This is a genomic window from Chryseobacterium sp. NFX27 (assembly GCF_049887855.1).
Lineage (GTDB): Bacteria > Bacteroidota > Bacteroidia > Flavobacteriales > Weeksellaceae > Chryseobacterium.
In genome coordinates this window covers 97,435-124,353 of sequence record NZ_JAGEKK010000009.1, presented here as the reverse complement: position 1 = coordinate 124,353, position 26,919 = coordinate 97,435, and the positions used below count along the sequence as shown (strand labels likewise).

Genomic DNA, 26,919 nt, shown 5'->3' with positions numbered 1-26,919 from the left:
CGTAATAGTAAACCTTTGCGTCAAAAAAATAAGACAGCTTAAATTAATTACAGATGTTCCAGGTTCATCATTAAAATTGTATCCTATGAAAAATTTAGCAAGCATTGTATGTGTAATGACAGTATCTGCACAGCTTTCCGCACAGAAAATCATTCGTCAAGAAGTCTTCAGTGCCAAAATGAATAAGAATATCAAAACCATCATCATCACACCCGATGTTCAGCAGGGAATAACCTATCCATCGGTTTATATTCTTCACGGCTATAGTGGAAATCCTGAACGTACCCTTAAACAGGATATTCCTGATCTGGTTAAAAAAGCGCAGGAATATAAAATGATTTATGTACTGCCGGACGGAAATTATAATTCATGGTATGTAGACAGTCCGCTGATTAAAGATTCCCAGTACCAGACTTTTATCGGACAGGAGCTCGTGGATTTTGTTAATAAAAATTATCCAGTAAAAATGGATAAAAAATTGCGTGGTATCCTGGGCTGGAGTATGGGAGGTTATGGAGCTGTTAATATTGGTACGGCATACAGTAATACATTTGGTATTGTGGGAAGTTCTTGCGGGGCTTTGGATTTCAACTCATTCGGAGAAGGGTATATTCATTATCAGACAGATAAAGTATTAGGACCTTTAGCTTCTATCAGCAACAACTTCCTGACTGATCATAAAACAAAGCTAATGGCCACAGCAGAACAGCAATATATCTTCGACTGCGGCACGGAAGATACACAAATGATTGAAATGAACAGAAAATTTCATAAAAAACTCACAGATCTTAAAATTCCGCATCTTTATATAGAATCCCTGGGTGCTCATGATCCGCAGTACTGGAGCAGATCCTTATCTGAGCAGCTGACTTTATTTTACCGGCTTTTTAAGCTATAAAATTAGCTTTATATAAATTGATGTATCTAGTTTTATTATAATTGTTTATGTTATTTTATTTGAAATTGAAATCAACATCTCCTAACCATGTCAAGGTTTTGAACCTTGACATGGTTAACTGGGCTCAAATCTTTAAACAATTAAGATGATAAGAATAGTTAAGAAAAATCATTTGATTTTTTTAAGCCATACCTTTAAAAGCGAAGCTCACCTTAATCATCTTAAAAACTTAAATGCTCTTCATGGTTTAAAGATTTTATTATGGTTTAAAAAAGCATTTGGAAAAAAAATCCTTTTAAGCACAAGGCCTAAAAGGATCCATCATAATTATTATCAAATAAATATCTAATAAAACATTTTAAATATTTTCAAAGTTTTTACCCAAATGTTCTTCAATTACAAAAAACGGATCTTCTGTAAGCGTGTGCGCTCTCATTTCCATAAGGCTCACTTTACTCATCATACGGAGCATAATTCTTCTTTGACATTCGTGTTCTACACCATCAACATTTCTTACTCCGGCTCTGAAGGCAGATCTTCCATGGGCACATAAATGATTATTTACCAATATAACATCTCCTGCCTGAGGTGTAAAACCCGAATAGATCAGGCCTCTTGCCTCATCCCAAAACTCAGTCAGATGATGATGGGCTTCATCAGTCTGCTGAATGCTGGGGTTAAACAGCTGTTCAGCAGCATCAAACCTCATAAAGGGCAACTCATAATTACCATACAGAACGGCATCCAGTGTTTCTTCTTCATCCGCACCGGTCTCCAGATTGGCATCTTTCGGAATTTTATACATCCGTTCAAAAAGAGGCCTGAACTTTTCTCTGATAGATCCATGAGAACGGATAGAGTAAAGGGTAGAAGGCACCTGCTCTTCATTACGGATGTACATAAAACTTAAAAAATCTGCCTGGTGTTTCAGAAAAGCATCTTCGGTATGCACATAAAGATCTGTAGCAGATCCCGACCCGGTCTGGGTTTCTTTCATTTTTTCATCCGGAATAATCGCATGCATCAATCCGCCACCTTTTCGCTGTGAATAATACTGAACGGGCTTCGACGGAAGTGCTCCGTGGATCAATGCACAGGCAAAGCCATAAATATTGAATTTGGAATAATCTGCAGACTGCCAGTTGGGTGGAGTATTTCCTATACTTTCCTGATCAATATCCATAAGTCCTCTAAACACAAGGGCTCCATACTGATCTTTAGAAAAATCACTGGCAAAATCAGCTGCTATATGCAGAATTCTTTCCGGTAAAAAATAAGAGGCCAGCTGATGAACATGGGTAATAAAGTCTCTGTTCTCATAGCTGCCATATTTTCTCTGAAGATGCACCGCTGCATCTTGTATCATTCTTCTTTCCTGAGAGGTGATCTCAATGACTCTTGGAAGCAGTTTTACCGCAGTAATACGGTCGTTATCTAAAATTTCTAGCGAATTCATTAAAAAAATATTTGGTGTGTGAATATAATTTCTATATTTGTTTTTAATTATTCTAAATAACAATAGCTGGTTCAAATTTATGAATAATTTATCAATCACCAAATAAAAAGCAAAAAAAAATGTAAAAAATAAAAACTTGACAATCAAGCATATACAACTATATGCTCCACACCTATACACTACTTATTGATTTTAAAAATCACCTTACAAATACGTATATGAACAACAATCAAATGCCCGCCGGAGAGATCCTGGGCGCCTCCTTACCTCACATTTCGGGGAATTTTGAAAATATTTTTCATTCTCACAATTATGACCATTACCGTTCCGCTGTTGAAGAAACTTTAGACCTTGTAGGAACCTTTCTTCACAGAAACGATAAACCCTTCAGTGGAATAGAAGCCAAAGAAATGAAAGGCATGGTACAGCAGATAGACCTTAATCAAAAGCTCTCTTCATACCAGGAGCTTCTTCAGGAAGTAGATGCTATATATGTAAAGCATGCCACTGCTTTTCACCTTCCGCAATACGTGGCACATCTTAACTGCCCCATTGTAATTCCGGCTTTAGCAGGAGAAATTCTTGTCAGTGCCATCAATTCATCGCAGGATACCTACGACCAGAGTGCCGGAGGAACCTTTATGGAAAGAAAGCTGATCGACTGGACCGCCGAACAGTTAGGATATAATGCAGAAACAAGCGACGGTGTTTTCACAGCAGGCGGATCACAGAGCAACCTGATGGGACTGGTGATGATGCGTGACTGCTTTTCCCAGAAGAGATACCATCATAATATCAAGCTGGATGGTCTTCCCCAGCAGGCCGGACATTTCAGGATCTTTGTTTCTGATAAATCGCATTTCAGCAACTTAAAGAATGCCTCCATCATGGGATTGGGCGAAAAATGTATCGTTAAAGTTCCTACAGATGAAAGATTCTGCATGGACATCGCTTTGCTTAAAAAATATATTAAGAGAGAAGAGCAGATGGGAAATATTCCTATCGGGATTGTGGCTACGGCCGGAACTACAGACTTCGGAAATGTAGACCCACTGGAAGATATTGCCAATATTGCTGAGCAATACAACATCTGGATGCACGTAGACGCGGCTTACGGATGTGCTTTATTATTAAGCGAAAAATACCGTCATCTTCTGAATGGTATCGAAAGAGCGGATTCGGTGACCATAGATTATCATAAATCTTTCTTCCAGCCGATCAGCAGCAGTGCTTTCATCGTTAAAAACAAAAGAGAACTAAGAATTCTCAAACACCATGCAGACTATCTGAATCCTGCAGAGATGGATGAAGAGGAAATTCCCGCGCAGATCAACAAATCCATTATCCAGAGCACCCGTAGATTCGATGCCCTGAAACTGTGGTTTACGTTAAGAATGATGGGCAAAGAACAGCTCTCAGAATATACAGATACCGTAATAGACCTTACCAAAGATGTGGCCTCTATGATTAGTGAGAATCCGCATTTCGAGCTGCTTTCCGATACAGACCTCAGTGTTCTCGTTTTCCGTTATATCAGACCTGATATAGAGGATTTGAATGCATTGAACCAGCATATCAAAATGAAGCTTTTCTACAGCGGGGAAATTCTTGTGGCAAGCACTAAAGTAGACGGAAATTTCTACCTGAAGTTTACTTTCCTGAACCCGATAACGACTACAGAAGATGTTCACCAAATTTTAAATACAATCAAATCGCATGGAGAAGACTTTGGTACAGCCAACTAAACTTACAGAAAAAGCACAGGAAATTACCATCAGAATATTGCTGAACGGAATGCTCCGGGAGCTTGGAAACGGAAAATTCTACCAGGGAGTTCCGAAATATGACACCCTTACGGCTCAGGCACTGGAAAACAGTACGTATCCACTGCATATAAGATTTGAATTAAAGAAAAGCGGGGTCTTTTTATTCACTCCGGTTTCTTACCGTTCCGAAAGTGCTTTTCATGATTATGGAATGCCTTTATGGATTGTTGACCATCAAAATCAGAAAGTTTTTGAGCCGGATGTTGATCAGCTGACAGCATTGGTCTACCGTGAGCTTTCTGAACAGTTCAGTGAAAAAGGCTTGGATTTATTCATGAAAAGAATTCACAGCAGCTTAAGAAATCTGGAAATGATCATGGAAGAAGGCCTACAGCTTCAAGATGCTTTAACGTATTCTTTCCTCGAATCTGAACAGCAGCTTCCGGTGGGCCACAATCTTCATCCTTTCACAAAGGCAAGAATGGGATTCTCCAGAGAAGAGCAGCTTCTTTACGGTCCGGAATTCAATAAAGGAATCCAGCTGGAGTATTTTCTGGTGCACAAAAGCTGTGTCCGGGAACATTCGGTTTTAGAACAGCCTTACAACGAATTTCTGAAGAGCGTCGTTTCATTACCCGAAGATCTTGAAGCAAAGTACCTTAACGAAGGTGAAAAGCTTTCTGATTTCTATACGGTTCCGTGTCATCCATGGGAAGCGACCTATCTTTTATCGATCAAAGAAGGGGCGGAAATGATCAAAGACCGTACTTTAATTCATATCGGAGCTTTAGGCGAAGAATTTTATTCAACCTCTTCCATCAGAAGCATGTACAGTCAGAATATTCCATGGATGCCTAAATTTTCTTTAAATGTTCTTCTAACAGGATCAATAAGGATCAATACGGAGAAAGATTTAAAAAGAGGCTATGCATCAGCTTTATGGAGAAAATATGCAGGAGGAGCATTTGAAAAGGATTTCAGCCAGTTCAAACTGCTTCTGGAACCTGTAACATTAGGCGTTTATCATCAGAATAAGAATATTGAAAGCCTTAATCTGCTGATCCGTGAAAATCCATTCCTGCCGGAAGATAAAATACTATTATTGGCAAGACTTTGTCAGGATGAGCCTGCAGACGGACAGAATTTTATTCAGAAATTCTTTACAGATGTTTCAGAGAAGCTGGGAACAAGCCCGGAAGAATCGGTTAGTATTTGGTTTACAAAATATATTCACTTGCTGATTGCTCCGTTAAATAATTTGTACAGCCAATACGGGATGGCTCCTGAGGCACACCAGCAGAACCTTCTGATCCAACTTGACGATCAGTTGCTTCCAGAGACTCTTTTTGTAAGAGACGCACAGGGGTATTTATTAAGAGAAAGTTCAAGAGAACAGTATACGGAGCTTTCCAAAGACTATCCCGAGATTGAAGACCTTTTCATCAGGGACGAGCGTCTTCTGGATATTATCTCTTATCATGTTCTGGTGAGCAATCTTTCAGCACTTGTCGCTTCATTAGGAAAGACAGGATGGGTGAAAGAAAGAACACTGATTAATATTCTTCATCATGAGTTTGAGCAGATTCATCAGGAAATGCCTTCAGATTTCACCCGTTATGCGCTTAAAAACCGTTATTGGGGAACAAAAACCAACTTTAAAGCAGTTGCAAATGAAATTGACGGAATTACCAGTGCAGGAGCGATTTCTTATGCCAAAGTCCCGAACCTTCTTCACTATCATTACCTCTCAGACCAGCTGATTCATCCGAAAGGAAAAGAAGTTTTTTTCAGCCGTTATTTCCAGAAAGATGAGGTCACGGTTACGATGAGACCTGTTGATCTTGATGAAGATCTTGAAATGCTCCATGAATGGTTTAACCGTGAACACGCCATCAAGATCTGGCAGATGAACTGGCCAATTGATGAGCTGGAAACCTATTACCGTCTGATGCTGCCGGGTGATGAAGCGCACAGCTATATCGTCATGAGCAACGGGGAACCTTCATGTAATATTGAGGTATACTGGCCATGCAGGGATATTGTAGGCGATTACTATGAGGTACTGCCTACCGATTACGGAACCCACCAATTCATTGCACCCACAGATCCGAAGAAGAAATATGTTTCTCCTTCCACACAGTCTATGGTCGATTATGTATTTGCCCAGCCGGAGGTTGGAAAAATGGTAGGGGAAGGCTCGGTAGATTCTCTGGCGTCTATGATGAACAAGGCACATGTCGGATTCAAAGTTGATAAAGTCATTGAAATGCCGCATAAAAAAGCCAACCTTAATTTCTGCTACAGAGAATGGTATTGGGAAAAATTCCCGCAAAACAAAGATGTAGAATTCACCGTAAAAATCAATGAACATGAATAACGACAATATATATAACGTGATCGGAATCGGTATTGGTCCTTTTAATTTGGGATTGGCCGCCTTATCCCATCCGATTTCTGAATTAAAAACCCTTTTCCTTGATCAGAGAGACGGCTTCGACTGGCATCCGGGATTAATGATCGACCACGTAACCCTGCAGACGCCTTTTCTGTGCGACTGTGTATCCATGGCGGATCCTACGAATCCTTTAAGCCTTCTGAATTATCTGAAAGAAACGAACAGGCTGTATAAATTCTTTATCAGGGAAGATTTTTTCATTCCGCGTAAAGAATATAACCGTTACTGCCAATGGGTGGTAAGCCAGCTTCCACAATGTCGTTTTTCCACACAGGTGGTTGATATCGTGTATGAAGACGGATTGTATTTGATTACGACCGTTCATACCCAAACTGAGGAAACCGAAGTTTTCAGAACAGAAAGACTGATCCTGGGAACAGGAACACAGCCTCATATTCCTTCGTTTATTCCGAAAGAGGATTCCCGTATTCTTCACACCAGCTCATATCTATACCGCAAAGAAGAACTGTTGGCTCAGGGTAAAAAAATTGCCGTGATCGGTTCAGGACAGAGTGCTGCTGAGGTTTTCTATGATTTATTGCAAAGCCGTGATGAAAATACACAGTTAGGCTGGTATTCCCGTCCGGACCGTTTCTTTCCGATGGAATATTCAAAACTTACGCTTGAACTGACTTCTCCTGATTATGTAGATTATTTCTACAGCAGGGATGAAGCGGCAAGAAAATCAATATTAAGCAAGCAGCAGGCTCAGTTTAAAGGAATCAACTATGACCTCATCAACCAGATCTATGATTTCATCTATGACCTGAATATTGATAATGCTGATCCAAATCTTACCATCATTCCAAACAGTCAGTTAGATAGAGTAGACAACAGTAATCCGGACCATTTAACCCTTGAATTCACGCAGCTGGAACAGGAAATTCCTTACGAACAGGAAGCTGATTATCTGGTGGTAGGAACAGGATACCGTTATCATGAACCGGCTTTCCTGAAAAATATTCAGTCCAGAATTAAAAGAGACTCTTCAGGATTATTTGCGGTGAACAGGAATTATTCTATAGATCATAATGGAGGCGAAATCTATGTACTTCATGCAGAAGTGCATACCCACAGCTACATTTCTACCGATCTTGGCATGGCGGCCTACCGTAATTCCTATATCATCAATGACATTCTGGGACGGGAATATTATAAAATCGAAAAGAAAATTGCTTTCCAGGATTTTGATGTAGAAAAGCACGCTGTCCTGCCAACTGTCCAAATATAACAGAACAATGAACACCAACTTAAAAAATAATATAATCAGCCAGGAGATCTGGCTACAGGCCAACAGAGATCTTATGGCCAAAACGATTGCAGAGTTAATGCATGAGGAACGTTTGAAACCTGCTGTTGCTCTGGAGGATGAAGCAGGATTTACTGTTTTCCAACTGGAAACCGGGATTGAAAACATAGCATATCAATTCCGAGGACAGGAAAGAATGATGGATTACTGGCATATTGATAAAGACAGTATCGTAAAAATAGAGAATGGGGCAAAAACCTCAGCGCTGGATATTCCCGAGTTTTTCCTTGAAATGCAGACCGTATTCGATCTGGATGCCAATACGCTGGCAAGATATACCGAAGAATTGCTGCATACCTTATACTGCGATGCACTGATCATATCCAGAGGTATTATGTCTTCAAAGGAACTGGCATCAAGTAATTACCAGACGGTAGAACACCAGATGACAGGACATCCGTGGGTCATTGTTAACAAAAGCAGGTTAGGATTTTCTCCTACAGATCTTGAAACATTCGCTCCGGAAGCAGGAGAGGATTTAAAAGTGTTATGGCTGGCTGCACACAAAGACAGATCAGCTTTCCAATCGCTGGACCCTATTGATCAGGAAGGATTTTACCGTTCTGAAATTGGAGACGAATTGTATCAGACATTTCAACATAGACTGATCGAGGCAGGGAAATCTTCTGTGGATTATAATTTAATTCCCGTGCATCCGTGGCAGTGGGAACATAAACTGAAAATTCATTTTGCAGGTGATATTGCATCTGGTATCTTAATTCTTTTAGGAGAAGGTAATGATGTCTACAGCCCGCAACAGAGCATCAGGACTCTATTCAATACAGATCATCCTGAAAAAAGGTACCTGAAAACGGCCGTTTCTATTTTAAGTACAGGAAATATCAGAGGATTGTCGCCTAAGCAGATGAAAATTGCTCCATCCATTACAGACTGGATGAAAGGACTGATCAAAGGCGATGCTTATCTTGAAACCAAAGGAACCATATTTTTAGGAGAAGAAGCTTCTGTTGCGTATCTGCATCCTCAATACAGTGCGATTGCCGGTGTTCCTTATCAGTATAATGAATTCCTTGGAGCTTTATGGCGAGAAAGTGCTTCCAGTTATTTACAGGAAGATGAAGAAATGTTTACCATGGCTTCCCTGCTTTTTGTAGATCAGAATGGAGTTCCTTTGGTACAGGCTTTTGCAGAACAGGCAGGAATCAGTATCAGGCAGTGGATCACAGATTATCTGGATGCTTATCTTACGCCCCTGCTTCATATTTATTACACCCATTCTCTTTGTGTAACGCCTCACGGAGAAAATATTATGGTGGTATTGAAAAACGGAGTTCCTCAGAGAATTGTCATCAAAGATTTTGTGGATGATATTGTGCTGACTGCAGAAGCAAGAGAAAAACTTCCTGATCATCTGGCAGACGGACTGATCCAGTCTTCCAACAAGGAAAATGTTCCGTTGTCTATTCTTTTGGGAGTATTTGATGCATTCTTCAGATATTTATCCAATATTCTGCATACCTATTCCAACTTTCAGGAAGAGACCTTCTGGACGCTTGTTCATGACTGTATAGAAAACTACAAAAACCATAATCCTCATCTGAATGAGCGTTATGAAAAATATGATCTGTATGTTCCTACCTTCAAAAGGTTCTACATCAACAGTCTTCGTTTGAAAAACAACGGCTACAGCGAAAATAAAGCATTTGCTATTCCAAAGAAAGACGGTGCACTGCCGAATCCTTTGTATCAGATTGCGAATAAAAACTCTGTAGCAACGGTATGAGAAAGTTTCTGCATCTTGTAAAAGAAGGCTCTGTATTTGCGTACGGAGCTTTAGCGGGAAAAAAAGTAGAACTTACCTCAGGGAGTATCAACCGTTCTATCTTCAGCCTTGCTATTCCTATGGTGATGGAGCTCGTGATGGAATCTGTTTTTGTCAGTATCAATCTTCTAATCATTGCAAGATTAGGAGATAAGGTCCTTGGGCTTGTGGGAATTGCAGATAACTATATCAATTTTGCCAATGCGATTGCTATTGGTTTAGGTATCGCTGCTGCAACACTAACGGCTAGGAGAGCCGGAGAAAAAGACCAGGAAGGTATGGGCCGGACAGCACATTATATCATATTGCTGGCATCGACCTTTGCATTACTGATTGGTGGTCTGTCATTTCTTTTCGCTGGTGAGATCATCAGTTTCCTTGGATTCAATACAGGAATGGTAAATAACGGACTGCCATTTACCCAACTGGTCTTTCTGAGTATCGGTCTGGTGATTCTGCGTCTGTCTATCAATGGTCTTTTCAGAGGAGCAGGAGATGCAGATCTGGCGATGAAGTCGCTTTGGCTTTGTCATATCTCCAGTATGGTCTTTGCCGTGATTCTTGTTTTTGGACTTGGTTTTATTCCCGCTTACGGAATAATGGGATTGGCGTATGCTACGATATTATCCCGGTTACTGGCGGTTTTATATCAGTTCTTTATTCTTCTTACACGTAAGACCAGTGTGAATATCCTGGTCAAGTTTCATCTGGATCTGCCTTTAATTAAGAAAATACTGAAAATTACTTTTGGCGGACTGGTTCAGTATATTATTCCTGCTTCAAGCTGGCTGATTATGGTTAAAATCATCGCCACCTTCGGGACAACTGCTCTTGCAGGATACATTATTGCACAGAGAATTGCTTCTGTTGCAACGATGCCTGCCTGGGGAATAGGAAATGCTGCTGGCGTTCTTACAGGACAGAATTTAGGAGCCGGAAACCCTGACCGCGCAGAGAAAACAGTATGGAGAGCCGGAGGAATCAATATGACTTATTTGGTAGCTGTCGCTGTATTCTGGCAGTTCGCTGCGGAATATGTAGTGACTTTCTTCACCAAAGAAGCAGAAGTAGCCAGATACGCTGTACAGTACATCCATGTGGTGTCTATGGCTTATCTCTTACTCGGTTTTACAATGGTGATCAGCCGTGCTCTTAATGCGGCCGGTAATATTATGCAGGTAACCCTGCTGTACATGATCATGTTTTATGTGATTCAGCTTCCTCTAGCTTACCTGCTTGGGGTAAGGCTTCAATGGGAACTGAAAGGAATATTTACAGCTATTGTTTCTTCGGAAATCGTACTGGCTGTACTGTTCCTCATGATCTTCAAAAATGGTAAATGGAAAACTATAAAAATTTAAAATGCACACAACAGACGAATTTTATGAAATTATCGCATCAGCAATCGCTGTGAAAAAAGAATTGGTAGACGAAAACCTTACCTATCAGGAAATTCCTGAGTGGGACTCTATGTCGCATCTGCTTATTGTAGAAGCCCTGGAGCAGTTCTACCGTGTCAAGTTTGATTTTAACGATATCCTTGAAATGGGAACCGTTGGAAAGATCCGCGAAAAAATGAAAAAATACGATGTACTCGTAGAAAACTAAGTATATGAAAATTTTAGAAAATGTAATTGCCAACAAGAACTTGTTGTTTACAGATGCTTCCACCGGTGCCACCACGCCGGTTGGAACGCTGTACCGGTCTTTGGGCCTCAATCCTGTAGAAAAAGGATTGATCTTTTTGTACAATGACAATCAGCTGCCCGGCATTGAGGTGCTCCTCAATTTCTATGGAACAGCACTTGCCATTGCTGTTTTGGGACAGAAGCTGCATCCGGAATTTAAAGAACGTCTGGAAGCGGAATACCGCCCCAAATATATCTTTGATCCTTCCAGAGATGAGGTTCAGGGATATGAACTGAAGGAATTCTCAGAAACAGTGAAGATCTTTGCTAAAAAAGATGATCAGCCTGAAGTAGTTATTCATCCCGAGATCAAGATCCTTTTAAGTACTTCCGGAACCACCGGAGTTCCAAAACTGGTGAAGCTTTCAGATGAGAACCTCTACCAGAATGCTGTGAGCATCCTTCAGTATATGCCGATTCTTGAATCTGATGTAGTTCCACTCAACGTACCGATTAATTTCGTGTACGGTTTTTCAATTTTTACCACCAACTGTATGCGCGCGGGAAGAATAGTTTGTACGGATAAAGACATCATGCAGAAAGCATTCTGGGACGAAATGGAAGAATACGGTTACAGCACGCTGGGAGGCGTTCCTTATCTGTACGAAAACTTGAACAGAATAGGATTTTTCAGAAAAGACAGCAGCAGCCTGAGATACATGACCCACACAGGAGGAGTGATCAATGCTGAGCTAAGGAAAACGATTTTCAATTACTGCCATGAATTTGAAAAACAGTTCTTTGCCCAGTACGGACAGACTGAAGCAGGCGGAAGAATGGCTTACCTTACCACAGACGGACTTCTTGAAGAGGAAACTTCTATCGGGACACCGGTACACGGTGGAAGCTTCCAGATTGATCCTGAAACGGATGAACTGCTCTTTTTACATTCAGGCATTAGCGGAGGGTATGCCAACAGGCTTGAAGACCTTTCTACCTACGAGCAGCCAAAAGTTCTTCATACAGGAGATACGGGCAGAAGAGGGCAGAACGGACTGTATTACATCACAGGAAGAATCAAGAGGATCATGAAGCTTTTCGGGATCCGTCTCAACCTGGATGAGGTAGAGTTTATCCTTAAGAATGAGCTGGAAGGCAACACGGTGGTTTGCCTTAACGGCAATGACAAGAAAATCATTGTTCTGTATGACAACCTCGGGATTGATCCCCAGACCATTACAGAAATCATTAAAAATAAACTGCGCATCAATCCGCAGTACGTACGCACCGAACACATAGAATCATTTCCATTATCACAAAACGGCAAAATAAACTATCCACTGTTACAAAACTTACAGCATGAAAACATTTAAAACCCTTATATTACTTTTACTTCTTGTCAGCTTCCCGCTTATCGTTTCTGCCCAGCAGAGTGAACGCGTTAACGGCAAGGTCATGCTGTCTGAAAAAGTGCCTGTAAAGAATGCACTTTTAAGGTTAGTCAATACGCCGTATCAGGCAAAAACCAATAATTTAGGAGAATATTACTTTGATAATGTGCCACCTGGAGAGTATACTCTTCAGGTGGTTTTAAATGATATTGAACTGATGCGGGAGCAGATCCGCATCGAGAAAGATGTCTTTGAAATTCCAGTGATCTACACTTCCGTAGAAAACAACGTCATCGAAGGGATTACCGTATATGCAGTAAGCAGAAACAAATTTCTGGACAAGGACAGCACCTCAGTTTCTAAGATGCCGTTGAAAAATATTGAAAATCCCCAAATGTATACGAGCATCAACCAGCAGATCCTGAAAGAGCAGTTGGTTTATGATGTTTCGGATGCTTTAAAAAACGTTCCGGGTATTGTAAAAATGCAGGGAAGTGCAGGAAGAGCGGGGGACGGAAGCTTTTATTATAATTTAAGAGGTTTCCCTACCAGAGTTTCTATGGTAGACGGTGTTCCTGCAACCACCAATTCAGAAATTGACCCTGCGGATATTGAACGTATCGACGTGATAAAAGGGCCTTCCGGAACACTTTACGGAGGCGCAGTGAATTCCTTTGGAGGACTGATTAATGTGGTGACGAAAAAACCGAAAGATTATTTCGGGGGAGAAGTTTCTTATCTTTTGGGAAGCTATAACCTGAACCGTGTGACAGCTGATGTATATGGCCCGATCACGGATTCAAGAAAAACTCTATTCCGTCTGAATGCCGCTTATCAGTATCAGAACGGATTCAGAGATTCTGAATTCAGGAAGTCCATGTTTGTAGCCCCGACACTCAGCTACCAGGTAAATGACCGGTTGAAGTTCAATTTGGGAGCTCAGATTTACACCTACGAAGGAACAAATACACCAATTATTTTCCTATCCAGAACAAGGAAGTTTTTCGCGACGACTCCTGACGAACTCGGATTTGACTGGAAAAGGTCTTATTCCAATAATGATATGAGTTTAAAGGCACCTTCCATCAATGTAAAAGCCGAGGTGAATTACAAAATTTCCGATAAATGGAGCTCACAGACTTTGATCTCAAGAAATTACAGAAAAACGGAAGGATTATATCAGTATCAGTTCATCAGGGGAAATACCAGCGATGCCCTTTTGGAGCGTAATGTACAGTGGCAGAATTCTGAGGGAGCCTCTACGAGTATTCAGCAGAATTTTAACGGAGAATTTAAAATAGGAAAAATTAAAAATAAAGTTCTTATTGGGCTAGACTATTTAAACCAGTCATTAAACAACAACAATTCTCCCATCGTTAAATACGACACCATCAACGGGCAGAATCTGACAGCCAAGTACGGGATGATTTCTAAAGATCTGGCCCTTCAAAAAATACAGAATTTCACCCAGGCTGCCATCGAAGCCGGTATCAAAACAGGTAAATCACCTTTGGAAAGAAATTCATTCTCAAGTAATATCTATGGCGCTTATATTTCCGATGCTGTTTATATTACGGATCGTTTAGTTACTTTATTAAGCTTACGTTTAGACCATTATGAAAGTAACGGACAGCTTGATCTGAACACGAATGCCCTTAATCCTTCTTCACCAAAATTCAAGCAGACAGCACTGTCTCCAAAACTGGGGGTATCGTACCAGATCTTTAAAGACCGTTTATCAGCATATGCCAACTATATGAACGGCTTCAGCTATACACCTCCGGCTTCTCAGCCCCTTTCAGATTACAGCGGAGATTTCAAACCGCAAAAATCTAATCAGTGGGAAGTGGGAGTAAAAGGAAATCTCTGGAGAAACAGAGTGAATTTTACCGTAGGATATTATGATATACTGGTTGATAATATGTTAAGACTAACGGAAGTAATCCGTGACGGGAAAAGCCATAGCATTACCATCCAGGACGGTGAGCAGAGAAGCAAGGGAATAGAAATTGAGACAATACTGAATCCTATTCAGGGCCTGAATATTATGGCAGGATATTCTTACAACGACAGTAAGTTTGTAAAGGCGGCAGCTAATGTGGATGGGCGTCGTCCTTCTTCTGCAGGTCCGGCTAATGTATTCAATTCATGGATAAGCTATATATTGCCAATCAAAGGATTTCAGGGAATTGGATTAGGTTTTGGGGTGAACCGTGTCGGTGAGCAGATTACGGTAGACAACGCGACTACCGGACAATTTATATTCCCTGCTTATACTTTAGTCAATGCTTCTATATCTCTTGAAAAAGAAAGATACAGATTAGGATTTAAAATGAATAATTTAGGAAATGCGCAGTATTTCGCAGGACAGGGGGTTGTAGTAGCCCAAATGCCTCGTAACTTTGTAGCGGAGGTTAGTCTTAAGTTTTAATATGAATTCTATACTAAGAAAGACGGCATATCAATTACATCTATGGCTCGGACTAATGTCCGGGCTTATAGTTGTCATTATGGCGCTTACGGGATGTATTCTCGCTTTTGAAAAAGAACTGAAACATGCGTTATACCCTGAAAAATATTTCGTCAAAACCATAAAAAAAGAAAAACTGCAGTTTTCTGACCTCAAATTGAAAGCAGAGCAGGCACTTCCGGACAGTTTAAAGGTTAGCAGGGTAGAAATATCCTCAGATCCATCCCGAAGCTATGCATTCCGTTCGCTGAAAATGAACAGTGAAGCTCTGACCTACTGGGGAACTTACATTCATTATTACAGGGTTTATGTAGATCCTTACACCGGAAAGGTTCTTGAGGTGGAAAATGCTAAAAATGATTTTTTTGAGATCGTGATGGACCTTCACCGGAGGCTTTTACTGGGTGAAAAAATTGGCAAAACGATTACAGGATATTCCACACTGATATTGGCTGTCATGCTTTTTTCGGGACTGATGATCTGGTATCCCCGCAAAATGAATAAGAAAGCTCTGAAAGGGATGTTTTCCATTAAAACATCAGCCAAATGGAAAAGGGTTAATTATGACATGCACAATGTCTTAGGATTTTATGCCGTTATTCCTTTGTGTCTTATTTCCTATGCAGCTTTAATATGGAATTTCGAAAACGTTGATAAATGGGTAAAAAAAACACTGAACGGAAAAGCAAAAACCGAACAGAAAGCCAAAAGCACCATCCCTTCCGAAGAAAATTCAAATTCAAAAAACATTTTGAATATTGTTGGTGATAGGGTAGAAAAGAGCTTAGCTGATAAGAAATCTGCACTCATCAGCTTTCCGAAAACGGAAGAAGGCACTTATTATGCTGAGGTGACCTACGGAAATAGGCAGTACCAGAATGAGCAGTTTACCTTTGATCAATATTCAGGAGAAATATTAAAACATCAATCTTACAAAGACAAAAATATCGGCTATGGAACTGCGTTAAGAGAAAGGAATTATGATCTTCATACCGGAAGTATCTTCGGAATGCCAGGCCGGATTTTATACCTTTTTGCAGGCATGATTGCAGCTTCACTTCCCATCACCGGATTTATTATTTATCTGAACAGAAAAAAGAAGAAACCCACGAAAAAGAAAGTGAAGACATTGAGTCTCTCCAATTAAAAAACAAAAAAATTAGATAAGTGTAACGGAACTGTTACACTTTTTTATTTCAAACATCCTATTGATATAAATAACATAAATATCTGCTTAATCAGTAACATCTGCGTGAAATTTTATACTAGTTTAAATCTGATGTGCAATTTTTAGATGTTTTTTACCTCTCGCGAATTGAGCAGATCAATAAAACGCAAACATCTGCCATATCTGCTTAATCTGCGAGAGATTTCCTATAACAATCTTTTAGCGTTATCTGAAAGGATTTTAATACTCTTCTCCATTTCCTCAAAATTCAGATTTCCAAAACCCAACCTCATCGCCGTAAGATCTTTGGTCTGATACAGCAGTGTTTTAGGGATAAAAAGATTATTTTGTGCACAGTTCCGGCTCAGCTGCATCAGGTTGACCGGAACCTTCCATTCCAGCCAGAACGCAAGACCTCCCGACGGCTTTTGAAACTGTATCAATTCTCCTAAATTTCCTTCAAGCAGTTGTGCAAAATAATCCCGTCTTTCCTGATAAACCTTTAAGGATTTTTTCAGGTAACGGTGTATTTCTCCCTCCTCAATCATTTCACCCAAAGCCCTTTCCATTAAAATATCACCCTGACGGTCTATGATCCCAAGGTACTTCCTCATTTCAGCCATCAGATTTTCCGGAGCCACAATAAAACCGGTCCTGAATCCCGGAGCCAATGATTTTCCGAATGATCCAATGTAAATAACCATTCCTTTCGTGTCTGCACTCGCCAAAGGAAGAATTGGACTTTTATCGTAATGAAATTCATAATCATAATCATCTTCCAGAATGATAAAGCCGTATTCATGAGCAAGATCAAGCAGTTCAAGCCTTCGCTGGGCACTTAAGGCAACGGTAGTAGGATAGTGGTGGTGCGGCGTGAGATAAAGCATCCGGATTTTTTGCTTTTTACAGACTTCCCGGACATGTTCAACGATAATTCCTTCCTCATCTATCGGCAGAGAGAGAATATTCACACCTGCTTTCTGGAAAATCATATTGACGGAAAAATAACTTAAAGCGCCTACTAATACAGTATCTCCTGCGGAAAGTAGAATTTCTGAAACGATATAAATACTCATTTCTGTGCTTCGGGTGATAAGAAGATTATTCTTTGAGATGGGTAATCCGCGGGAAAGATTAAGATAATGTGACAGATGTTCCTTAAAAAATTCACTTCCGTCATGATTATAATGCCCAAGCATTTTCTGGTTGGATTTCCTTTTAAGAATAGAGCTGTAAAACCGTGAATGCTGCCCGATCTGAGTCAGCCTGATATCCGGGACACCGTCATTAAAAACATATTCACAGTCCGAATGTTCAAAAGGATTGTCCAGAATATTTGAAGTTTTAAAAGAAAAACCTGTAGCTTCAGGATAATTCTGAAGACTGTTTTTTTCAAAGTCCTTAACCCTCACAGGCTGTTCCTGGTTTTCCCCGATAATGAAGGTCCCTTTATTCGGAAGACTTTCCACCCAGCCCTGTGCAGATAATTCATCGTACACCGCAACGGCAGTATTCCGGTGGATGTCCAGAACTTCACTGAATGTTCGGGTTCCCGGCAGCTTGGTCCCATAAGGTAAAAAACCTCTTTGAATAGCATTAATTAACTGATTCGCGATCTGCATATAGATCGAAGTATCAGAATTTCTGTCAATTTCTATAAAACTTTGATAAGGAATCTTAACCGGACTATCCATAATATTAAAACTGGCACCTTTTAACAGTCCGGCAATATACTAATTTTGGCTCAGAATAAAATAAGAAGTTGCGAGATACGGGATACGAGTTAATATTAGAGAAAAATTAAATTCCAAAACCTGAACCTCACAATCCGAACCCCGAACCAAAATTGATAAAAACCTATGGAATTTCAACAACTGCTTGAAAGAATTGTCCGGGATAGCGTTACCCATGCCAAATGGCTGAATACGCTTTCGTTCATGGAAAATGCCGGTGCCAGAAAAATCTCTAAATGTGAGCATCCGGTTTCAGTGACCCTGATTCAGCTGAAACATGCTGCGGAAGAACACCGTCACGCTTATTATCTAAAAAAGCAGATCGGAAAAATAGATCCCGAATTGTGTAAAACCTATGAAACTGAAGAACTTCTGGCCCCAATTGTGACCCGACAGTATCTTCATTCATTAGATGTTAAGGCTTGCAGGTATCTTCAAACTGTATTTACCCTGAATAAAGAAGATCTGAAATACGCCGCTTATCTTTTTGTAACCTATGCCATTGAAGTCCGTGCAGATGAGTTATATCCGGTTTATCAGGATATTCTGACCAAAGAATCTTCGAAGATTATGGTGAAATCCATTATTCTGGAAGAAGAGGGACATCTTGAAGAAATGATTCATCAGTTAAATGAATTTTCCGCAGACTGGAAACTGCACGCAGAGAAGATTCTGATGATAGAAAAGGAACTGCATGATTTGTGGATCAATGCCATGGCAAAAGAAGTGTCTCAATTAGATTATGCTTAAAAAATTTCAGGAAGCTCTTGATAAAAGAACAGAAGCAGGAATATTGCGGATTTTAAAGTCGAAATCAGCCGGTATCGATTTTTATTCCAACGATTATCTTGGCTTGGCAGGAAATGAAGAACTTCAGTTACAGTTGCTTCTGAAGGTTCAGGAAAACCCTCAGCTTCTTTCAGGAAGTTCCGGCTCAAGATTGATCAGCGGGAACAGCAATATAACTGATGAAACAGAAAATTATATTGCCGGACAGCATCAATATCCTGCAGCGCTGCTTTTCTCTTCAGGTTACAATGCAAATCTGGCTTTATTTTCTACACTGCCGGACCGCCATGACACGATTATTGTGGATGAGCAGATTCACCGTTCTGTTCATGATGCATGCAGAATGTCACATGCCAAAAAAATTAAATTCCGGCATAATGATCTTGAAGATCTTGAAAGCATTCTGAAAAAGCAGAAAGACCCCTGTTATATTGCTATAGAAAGTCTGTATTCAATGGATGGCGATTTTGCCTCTGTTCAGGAAATTGCAGCTTTAGCAAAAAGATACCATGCTGCACTGATTGTAGATGAAGCCCATGCTTTTGGAGTTTTCGGATATGGTTTGATTGAGAAATACCATTTGCAACATGATGTTTTTGCCGCTGTGATTACTTATGGAAAGGCTTTGGGAGCACATGGAGCCGCTATTCTCTGTGATGAAACCGTGAGGTCCTATTTGGTGAATTTTGCGTCTCCTTTCATCTATACCACGGCATCACAGGACTTTTTATGGGCAGCTGTTAAAACTGGATATGAATTTTTAAAGCTAAAACCTGAACTGTCAGAAAAACTTCATCAAAATATTGAAATCTTCAGCAATCAGAATATTGAAACACCTTCTTCACAGACAAGCCCGATACAGGCGGTATTGCTTCCGGACAATCAGCAATTAAAAAACTTACAGAAAACATTATCTGACAATGAATTCTTAACCTATGCCGTCTACAGTCCGACTGTAAGAACAGGAACCGAAAGACTGAGAATATGCCTCCACAGCTTTAATACCGAGAAAGAAATTACAGAACTCACAGGAATTATTAAGGAATATATTTAAATCTAAACCCAAATCACGCATCTCGAAACCCGAAACCCATACCCCGCATGAACAAGCTATTCATCACCGGCATAGGCACTGAAGTAGGAAAAACAGTATGCTCTGCCGTTTTAACGCAATATTTTAAGGCAGATTACTGGAAACCTGTGCAGTCAGGAGACCTTGAATATACGGACACTCATAAAATAGAATCATGGACAGAGAATACAGTCTGTCATCCGGAAACCTTCCGTTTTCAGTTGGCCGCTTCTCCGCATCAGTCGGCCCGGGAAGAAAATACAGAAATCAGTTTAGAACAGTTCCAGCTTCCAAAAACAGCTAACAAGCTTATTGTAGAAGGAGCAGGAGGGCTTATGGTCCCGCTTTCGGATGAAATTTTCATGATTGATCTTATCGAAAAACTCAGAATTCCTGTAGCCCTGGTGGTCAGAAATTATTTAGGATGCATCAATCATAGCTTGCTTTCCATCATGGCATTAAAACAAAAAAAGCTTAAGCTGGAATACCTGATCCTTAACGGAGCTTTTCCCCCGGATACAGAAAGAGCAATCAGCAACTTTATTAAAAAAGAAACCGTAATTATTCGCATCCCCGAAATTGACCAGCCCACAAAAGACAGCATTAAAGCTGTTGCAGAACAATTAGCAAAAACAAATTTATGATAATGGATAAAAAAACAACCGTAAGAAACAACTGGACAAAAGAAGAAATAGAAGAAATTTACCACCAGCCCCTGCTGGAACTGATCTATAAAGCATCAACCGTTCACCGTGAATGGCATGATCCGTCAGAAGTACAGATCTCAACCTTATTATCCATCAAAACAGGAGGATGTCCTGAGGACTGTTCCTATTGCGGCCAGGCTGCCCGTTACCATACCAATATCAAAGTACAGGCCCTGCTTCCGACAGAAACTGTTATTGCGCACGCCCAAAAAGCAAAAGACAGCGGCTCCTCCCGTTTCTGTATGGCTGCTGCATGGCGTGAAGTCCGTAACAACCGTGATTTCGACAGGGTAATCGATATGGTAAAAGGCGTAAACGAACTGGGGCTGGAAGTATGCTGTACTTTGGGAATGCTTACCGAAGAGCAGGCCATCCGTCTTCAGGAAGCAGGCTTATATGCTTACAACCATAATCTGGATACTTCCGAACAGTATTATGAAGAAATTATCTCAACCAGAACTTTCGATAACAGGATCAATACCATCAACAATGTAAGAAAAGCCGGAATAACGGTGTGTTCAGGGGGAATTATAGGTCTTGGAGAAACGCACAGAGACCGGATCTCAATGCTTTTAACGTTAGCCACGATGCCCAAACATCCGGAATCCGTTCCCATCAATGCCTTGGCAAGAGTAGCAGGAACACCGCTAGAGGATAATGAAAAAGTAGATACCTGGGAAATGGTAAGAATGATTGCTACTGCAAGGATTGTCATGCCGTCATCAATGGTCAGATTAAGTGCCGGACGTATCGAAATGAATGAAACAGAACAGGCATGGTGCTTTATGGCCGGAGCCAATTCCATCTTCACAGGAGAAAGAGAAACGTTATTGGTAACGCCTAATCCCGGAGTTTCTGAAGATATGCAGATGCTGGAAAAGCTGGGACTGAAACCCATGAAGATGAAAGAAACCAATTGTTGTTAATCCGGATCCGGGACGCGGGGTTCGGGTGATAAACGATTGTGTTATAAGTTACGAGTTAGCTTCCAGAACTCCCATCTCCATATTTTAACAACTAACTTCTAACCTCTAACCTCTAATTTCTAACTTCTAACTTCTAACTTCTAAAAATGAATACATCAATACAATCTCTTCTTGCCGAAAGAGACAAAACCGTCAACTGGCATCCTTATACCCAAATGAAAACAGCGGGAGATGTGATTCCCATTATTAAAGGAAAGGGTGTTTATTTATATGATGATGAAGGAAAAAAGTATATCGATGCGGTTTCTTCCTGGTGGGTGACTTTGCACGGCCATGCGCACCCCTATATTGCAAAGCGGGTATTTGAACAGTTAAATACTTTGGAACAGGTTATTTTTGCAGGATTTACGCATGAACCGGCTGTTCAGCTATCAGAAAATCTCCTCAAACTGCTTCCTGATAATCAGAAAAAGGTTTTTTATTCGGATAATGGTTCTACTGCAGTGGAATCAGCGCTGAAAATGTGTATTCAGTATGCTTATAATTTGGGAAAAGAAAAGACGAAAATCCTGGCTTTCAGGAATGCCTATCACGGTGACACGTTCGGAGCAATGTCTGTGAGTGGAAGGAGTGTCTGGACAAAACCTTTCGGAAGCATGCTTTTTGAAGTGATTTTTATTGATACACCCAACGCAGAAAATCTGGAAAGCTTAAAACTTCAGATCAAAGATCTCGCAGAAGAGACAGCCTGTTTCATCTATGAACCTCTGGTACAAGGTGCAGCAGGTATGCTGATGTATGAGGCTGAACATCTTGACGAACTGATGAAATTCTGCAGAAGCAAAGAAATTCTGATGATTCAGGATGAAGTATTTACAGGTTTTGGAAGAACAGGAAAATTGTTTGCCGCCAACCATCTTACAGAAATGCCGGATATTATGTGTTTCTCAAAAGGACTAACCGGCGGAACGATGCCTATGGGAATTACCACCTGTTCCCAGGACATTTTCAATGCTTTTTTATCGGATGACAAATACAAGACGTTGTTTCACGGACATTCTTTTACAGCCAATCCCTTGGCCTGCAAAGCTGCATTAGCCAGCATGGAGCTTTTATTACAGGAAGAAACGTTAGCTGCCATAGACCGTATCAGCAGACAGCATTCAGATTTTGCCAAAATTCTCTCAGCGTATACTGATGTTGAAAATGTACGTCAGACCGGAACGATTCTCGCTTTTGAATATAAAACGGATCAGAATACTTCCTATTTTAATGAGATTGGTAAAATCCTGTACGATAAATTTCTACAGCGTGGAATTATAATGCGTCCGCTGGGGAATGTCATGTATTTGGTTCCCCCGTATTGTATTACTGCGGAAGAGCTGGACTTTATTTATCGGAATATTTTCGAGGTTTTAGAGAGTTTTAAGAATTAAGATCATTGCCCCACTGATGCAGCTGATTAAGAATAGGTTCTAATTTTTTACCCTGATCAGTGAGCTTATAATAAACTTCAGGAGGAAAATTATAGACTTCAATCCGTTGAATAATATGATTCTCCTCCATCTGTTTCAGCTGTTCCGACAGTACTTTCTTCGAGACCCTCGGCATTTTACGCCATAATTCTATAAATCGCACCTGATCTTCCTCAAAAAGATTATGAAGGATCAGAGGTTTCCACTTTCCGGAAAGAAAATCCAGGCTTCGTCTGAGCCCGCAGTTTTTAAATTCTTCAAAATTCATAGATAACTTTACTGTATATGGTTAACCTTTTGGTAACCGTCTATTATTTAACCTTGATTGAGCTATAGCTTTGTAAAGACAAAATTAAGCAAAATGAAACTAGAATTATGGCGTAATGCCACATTGCTGCTCCAGATCGGAGGAAAAAAAATTTTAATTGATCCCATGCTTGGAGAAAAAGGTTCTTTGGGGAAATTTCCGATGACAGATAACGAATTGGAAAACCCTCTGGTTGACCTTCCGTTCAGTGAGGAAGAATTAAAAGATAAACTGATAACAATTGATGCAGTGGCCGTAACTCACCTTCATCCCGATCATTGGGACGCAAAAGCGATTGAGCTCCTGGATAAAAATATTCCTGTGATCTGCCCGGAGATTATTTCAGAACAGATTGCCCAGTCAGGCTTTAAGAATATAATTTCTATTAAAGACAGCATCATCTGGGAAAACATCAGCATATCAATTACAGAAGGAGAGCACGGGACCGGAGAAATAGGGGAGAAAATGGGTAAGGTAAACGGATTTGTCTTTAAAACTGAGGATAAAAGCATCTATATCGTAGGTGACAGTATCTGGTATGACGGAATTGCGGCAGAAATCGATCGGCACAAGCCACAGCATATTGTTGTAGCCGGAGGCGCAGCCACTTTTGTAGTGGGAGATCCTATCATCATGACCAGCGAGGACATCATTAAACTTGGTGAATATGCACCCAATGCCACTGTTTTGGTAACCCATCTTGAAGCTGTAAGCCACTGTAAAGAAAACCGTGAATACATTCAGAAGAAGATCAATGAAAACGGTATGGAAAACAGATGCTTAGTTCTGCAGGATGGGATGGAATATTCTTTATAATTACTTAAAAAGACCGAGTTCGGGATAAGAAATACCTGAAAACAATTATATTTTTATCGCAAAGACAAACAAAGTAGATTCTCTGGTATTTTTAATAAGGAAAACAAAGGCATTTCATGCAGCAAAGTAAGACCACATACACCCTGTATTGCTTACCAATAAGTGAAACGGCTTGTTTATTTTAAAAAATAAAATAAATGTTTTTTAAGGCTTTGCCTATCCTTGCATTGAGTTTAATCCTTATCCCGAATTCAGGTTAAGAAGAGTTTAAAATCTATAATCTTTAGAAAGAATAGGTTGGGAGATGGCTCATTTTTTGAATGCCTTCTTTAAATTAATTTCTATGCTATCCTTGTTTCTCTTAGAACTCAACTGGAAAGAATTGTTTCTGGGACATGAAGAATGGTCCTTTCTTTTAGAAATCATCCTCCGTACAGTTATCATGTTTCTGGCTATTATTATCGGGCTGAGGATATTAGGCAAAAGGGGAGTCAAACAACTTTCTATTTTTGAGCTGGTTGTTATTATCGGTTTAGGCTCCGCAGCCGGCGATCCTATGTTTAATAAAGATGTAGGCATTATTTCTTCTATCCTTGTTTTTATTGTTATCATCCTTTTATACAGTATTGTCACATTTTTTATCGGCAGAAGCAAAAAGTTTGAGAGAATGGTGGAAGGCAGTTCCATCTACCTGATCAAAGACGGTGAATTTGCTATTGAAAATTTTAAAAAAGAAAATCTGGGCAGCGATGAATTCTTTGCCGAATTAAGATTGAAAGGCATTTCTCAGCTTGGACAGGTAGAAACAGCCATAGAAGAGATTTCCGGTGAAATCAGTGTTTTTTACTATGAAGATCAAGATGTAAAATATGGACTTCCCATCATGCCGGATTCATTAAAAAGTCCATTAAAAAGAATTTATAAAGAAAGCCAATATTCCTGCATCTTCTGTGGACATACCGAATTTAAAGCAGAAGGAAATACAGCACACTGTCCCAAATGCCAAAAAGACGAATGGATAGAAGCAAGTAACAGAAAAAGAGTGACATAAATCAGCACTTGAGCCTTACAGCAAATCTTTACAGCGACTTTATCATTAAATTTGCAAACAATAAATGGACGCAGCATGGAAAACACAGAGACATTGAGAACATTAAATTATTCAGGTATATTTCTTTCCTGCTTTTCAGATTACAGTGAAAAATGCATCCACGCCACACCTGAACATGTTCTCTTATATCTGTATTCCGGCGAACAAATCATCGAAGACAGGGGAGAGCAGATTATTATCAAAGCAGGTGAGTGTGCTTTTATCCGTCGCGATCACAGGCTCGTCATGTATAAAAACAGTAAGGGAGAAGACCTGTATAAAGGGATCTCACTTACTTTTGGAAGAAATATTCTCCGTGAGTTTTACAGCAAAATGAACAGGTATGAAATACCGGAGAAATTATCAATTTCAGAAAAAAATATATTTAAACTTGACATCCGTCCGGATATTACCAGTCTGTTTCAATCTTTAACGCCTTATTTTGATGGCAATATAAAACCCACAGAAGGAGTTGCACATCTCAAACTGCTTGAAGGAATTTATGCGGTTCTCAACAGTTCTGAAGCTTTGTATCCGGTACTATTCGATTTTACAGAACCCTGGAAAGTAGATATTCTTGGCTTTCTTAATGAGAATTATATGGACGATCTTACCATGGAACAGATCGCCTCTTATACCGGCAGGAGCCTCGCCACTTTTAAAAGGGATTTTAAGAAAATAAGCAGTCTTACCCCACAGAAATGGTTAATTAAAAAACGCCTTGAAGCCGCCTATTTTAAACTTAAAGAAGAAAATAAAAAAGTGCAGGATGTGTATATAGAAGTGGGATTTAAAAATCCTTCTCATTTTTCCACAGCTTTTAAAAAAGAATATGGCTTTTCACCGTCCGATATATAGTAATGATCTGTTTTTTTATTGGAATATTTTCCTACTGAAGCCATCTCACTTTTAATGTTCTGTCTGCGCTGCATTTCTATTGGACATATCTTCGTGAATATGGCTGGCTGACAGCAATTCATATCAGTATCTGCCGCACACATAGCTAAAAAGTTTCATCAACCCTTATTTGAGCTTCTCAGAAAGATTAATTGAGCCTCACAAAGATGTCTTTGTGAGGGTTTCCTTTTAATTTTGTTTTGTATTAAAAATATGAAAATGAAAGACAAAAATATATTGGAAAGACTAAGAAAAGGAGATACCATCCATCTTAATGATCCTGAATATTATATCATTAACAATATAGTGAACAGAACGATTAAACTGTCTCAGAAGCTTAATAATTCTACAGATATTCAGCAGGTGCGTAACTGTATTGGTGAAATTACAGAGCTTGCAATAGATGAAAGCACAACAATATTTCCACCGTTCTACACTAATTTCGGAAGATTCATCACCCTTGGAAAAAATGTTTTTATCAACCACGCATGTTCTTTTCTGGATATGGGCGGTATTACCATAGAAGATGACGTTCTGATTGGCCCAAAAGTAAACCTGGTTACAGAAAATCATCCACTGGATCCTAATCAAAGAAAAGCAATCGTCACAAAACCTATCCTTGTGAAAAAAGGGGCATGGATTGGTGCGGGTGCTACGGTCCTTCCTGGAATTACTATAGGAAAAAATGCTGTAGTAGCAGCCGGGGCAGTTGTTTCAGGAGATGTACCTGATGATACTGTAGTAGGAGGTATTCCGGCAAAAATCATTAAATCAATTTATTAA

Annotated in this window: 22 protein-coding genes; 19 read left to right on the top strand and 3 right to left on the bottom strand. The window is 40.0% G+C overall.

Annotated elements, in window-relative coordinates; genetic code table 11:
- The first annotated feature begins 85 nt into the window (after positions 1 to 85).
- Complete coding sequence (locus J4Q03_RS12240) at positions 86 to 898, top strand: alpha/beta hydrolase (RefSeq protein ID WP_426048455.1); 813 nt, start codon at positions 86 to 88, stop codon at positions 896 to 898.
- A 358-nt stretch (positions 899 to 1,256) separates the two neighbouring features.
- Here J4Q03_RS12240 and J4Q03_RS12235 read toward each other — a convergent pair whose 3' ends face one another.
- On the bottom strand, positions 1,257 to 2,354 hold the full coding sequence (locus J4Q03_RS12235) for a taurine catabolism dioxygenase TauD (protein WP_426048454.1): 1,098 nt from the start codon (positions 2,352 to 2,354) through the stop codon (positions 1,257 to 1,259).
- A gap of 218 nt (positions 2,355 to 2,572) precedes the next feature.
- Between J4Q03_RS12235 and J4Q03_RS12230 the strand changes: the two genes are divergently transcribed.
- From J4Q03_RS12230 to J4Q03_RS12190, 9 genes are read left to right on the top strand one after another with little or no spacing between them, the layout of a single operon-like run.
- Positions 2,573 to 4,099 (top strand): pyridoxal phosphate-dependent decarboxylase family protein, encoded by a 1,527-nt coding sequence (locus J4Q03_RS12230; RefSeq protein WP_426048453.1) that lies wholly within the window; start codon positions 2,573 to 2,575, stop codon positions 4,097 to 4,099.
- On the top strand, positions 4,071 to 6,497 hold the full coding sequence (locus tag J4Q03_RS12225) for a GNAT family N-acetyltransferase (protein ID WP_426048452.1): 2,427 nt from the start codon (positions 4,071 to 4,073) through the stop codon (positions 6,495 to 6,497). Before J4Q03_RS12230 ends, J4Q03_RS12225 begins: the two co-directional genes overlap by 29 nt.
- Positions 6,490 to 7,806, top strand: a complete 1,317-nt coding sequence (locus J4Q03_RS12220; RefSeq protein WP_426048451.1) for a lysine N(6)-hydroxylase/L-ornithine N(5)-oxygenase family protein — start codon at positions 6,490 to 6,492, stop codon at positions 7,804 to 7,806. Before J4Q03_RS12225 ends, J4Q03_RS12220 begins: the two co-directional genes overlap by 8 nt.
- A 7-nt stretch (positions 7,807 to 7,813) precedes the next feature.
- A complete protein-coding gene (locus J4Q03_RS12215; RefSeq protein WP_426048450.1) occupies positions 7,814 to 9,628 on the top strand; it encodes an IucA/IucC family protein in 1,815 nt (604 codons plus the stop codon).
- Positions 9,625 to 11,028 carry an MATE family efflux transporter gene (locus tag J4Q03_RS12210; RefSeq protein WP_426048449.1) on the top strand — a complete coding sequence of 468 codons (1,404 nt, stop codon included), beginning with the start codon at positions 9,625 to 9,627 and terminating at the stop codon, positions 11,026 to 11,028. Before J4Q03_RS12215 ends, J4Q03_RS12210 begins: the two co-directional genes overlap by 4 nt.
- A gap of 1 nt (position 11,029) precedes the next feature.
- Positions 11,030 to 11,275: an acyl carrier protein gene (locus J4Q03_RS12205; RefSeq protein ID WP_062646915.1), complete on the top strand. Its 246-nt coding sequence runs from the start codon at positions 11,030 to 11,032 to the stop codon at positions 11,273 to 11,275.
- Between the two features lie 4 nt (positions 11,276 to 11,279).
- Positions 11,280 to 12,668 carry an AMP-binding protein gene (locus J4Q03_RS12200; RefSeq protein ID WP_426048448.1) on the top strand — a complete coding sequence of 463 codons (1,389 nt, stop codon included), beginning with the start codon at positions 11,280 to 11,282 and terminating at the stop codon, positions 12,666 to 12,668.
- Entirely contained in the window at positions 12,655 to 15,117 is a 2,463-nt protein-coding gene (locus J4Q03_RS12195; RefSeq protein ID WP_426048447.1) for a TonB-dependent siderophore receptor, read from the top strand. Before J4Q03_RS12200 ends, J4Q03_RS12195 begins: the two co-directional genes overlap by 14 nt.
- Position 15,118: 1 nt before the next feature.
- Positions 15,119 to 16,303: a PepSY-associated TM helix domain-containing protein gene (locus J4Q03_RS12190; RefSeq protein WP_426048446.1), complete on the top strand. Its 1,185-nt coding sequence runs from the start codon at positions 15,119 to 15,121 to the stop codon at positions 16,301 to 16,303.
- A 227-nt stretch (positions 16,304 to 16,530) separates the two neighbouring features.
- Here J4Q03_RS12190 and J4Q03_RS12185 read toward each other — a convergent pair whose 3' ends face one another.
- On the bottom strand, positions 16,531 to 18,018 hold the full coding sequence (locus J4Q03_RS12185) for a PLP-dependent aminotransferase family protein (protein WP_426048445.1): 1,488 nt from the start codon (positions 18,016 to 18,018) through the stop codon (positions 16,531 to 16,533).
- A gap of 165 nt (positions 18,019 to 18,183) precedes the next feature.
- Between J4Q03_RS12185 and J4Q03_RS12180 the strand changes: the two genes are divergently transcribed.
- The 5 genes from J4Q03_RS12180 to bioA all read left to right on the top strand — a co-directional run bounded on the left by J4Q03_RS12180 (position 18,184) and on the right by bioA (position 22,987).
- Positions 18,184 to 18,807 carry a hypothetical protein gene (locus J4Q03_RS12180; protein WP_426048444.1) on the top strand — a complete coding sequence of 208 codons (624 nt, stop codon included), beginning with the start codon at positions 18,184 to 18,186 and terminating at the stop codon, positions 18,805 to 18,807.
- On the top strand, positions 18,800 to 19,900 hold the full coding sequence (locus tag J4Q03_RS12175; RefSeq protein WP_426048443.1) for an aminotransferase class I/II-fold pyridoxal phosphate-dependent enzyme: 1,101 nt from the start codon (positions 18,800 to 18,802) through the stop codon (positions 19,898 to 19,900). Before J4Q03_RS12180 ends, J4Q03_RS12175 begins: the two co-directional genes overlap by 8 nt.
- A 47-nt stretch (positions 19,901 to 19,947) precedes the next feature.
- Positions 19,948 to 20,562: a dethiobiotin synthase gene (gene bioD, locus J4Q03_RS12170; RefSeq protein ID WP_426048442.1), complete on the top strand. Its 615-nt coding sequence runs from the start codon at positions 19,948 to 19,950 to the stop codon at positions 20,560 to 20,562.
- 2 nt (positions 20,563 to 20,564) lie between these two features.
- Positions 20,565 to 21,551, top strand: coding sequence for a biotin synthase BioB (gene bioB / locus J4Q03_RS12165; RefSeq protein WP_426048441.1), 987 nt, complete (start codon positions 20,565 to 20,567; stop codon positions 21,549 to 21,551).
- 146 nt (positions 21,552 to 21,697) lie between these two features.
- Complete coding sequence (gene bioA, locus J4Q03_RS12160) at positions 21,698 to 22,987, top strand: adenosylmethionine--8-amino-7-oxononanoate transaminase (RefSeq protein WP_426048440.1); 1,290 nt, start codon at positions 21,698 to 21,700, stop codon at positions 22,985 to 22,987.
- Here the strand turns inward: bioA and J4Q03_RS12155 are convergent.
- Positions 22,977 to 23,294, bottom strand: a complete 318-nt coding sequence (locus tag J4Q03_RS12155) for a winged helix-turn-helix transcriptional regulator (protein ID WP_426048439.1) — start codon at positions 23,292 to 23,294, stop codon at positions 22,977 to 22,979. The genes bioA and J4Q03_RS12155 overlap by 11 nt on opposite strands.
- Positions 23,295 to 23,387: 93 nt before the next feature.
- Between J4Q03_RS12155 and J4Q03_RS12150 the strand changes: the two genes are divergently transcribed.
- From J4Q03_RS12150 to J4Q03_RS12135, 4 genes are all read left to right on the top strand, one after another.
- Positions 23,388 to 24,149, top strand: coding sequence for an MBL fold metallo-hydrolase (locus J4Q03_RS12150; RefSeq protein WP_426048438.1), 762 nt, complete (start codon positions 23,388 to 23,390; stop codon positions 24,147 to 24,149).
- Between the two features lie 343 nt (positions 24,150 to 24,492).
- Positions 24,493 to 25,200, top strand: coding sequence for a DUF421 domain-containing protein (locus tag J4Q03_RS12145; protein ID WP_426048437.1), 708 nt, complete (start codon positions 24,493 to 24,495; stop codon positions 25,198 to 25,200).
- 75 nt (positions 25,201 to 25,275) lie between these two features.
- The gene (locus tag J4Q03_RS12140; protein WP_426048436.1) at positions 25,276 to 26,097 is read left to right on the top strand and encodes a helix-turn-helix domain-containing protein; all 822 of its coding nucleotides are present in this window, start codon (positions 25,276 to 25,278) and stop codon (positions 26,095 to 26,097) included.
- Positions 26,098 to 26,355: 258 nt separating this feature from the next.
- Positions 26,356 to 26,919 carry a DapH/DapD/GlmU-related protein gene (locus J4Q03_RS12135; RefSeq protein ID WP_426048435.1) on the top strand — a complete coding sequence of 188 codons (564 nt, stop codon included), beginning with the start codon at positions 26,356 to 26,358 and terminating at the stop codon, positions 26,917 to 26,919.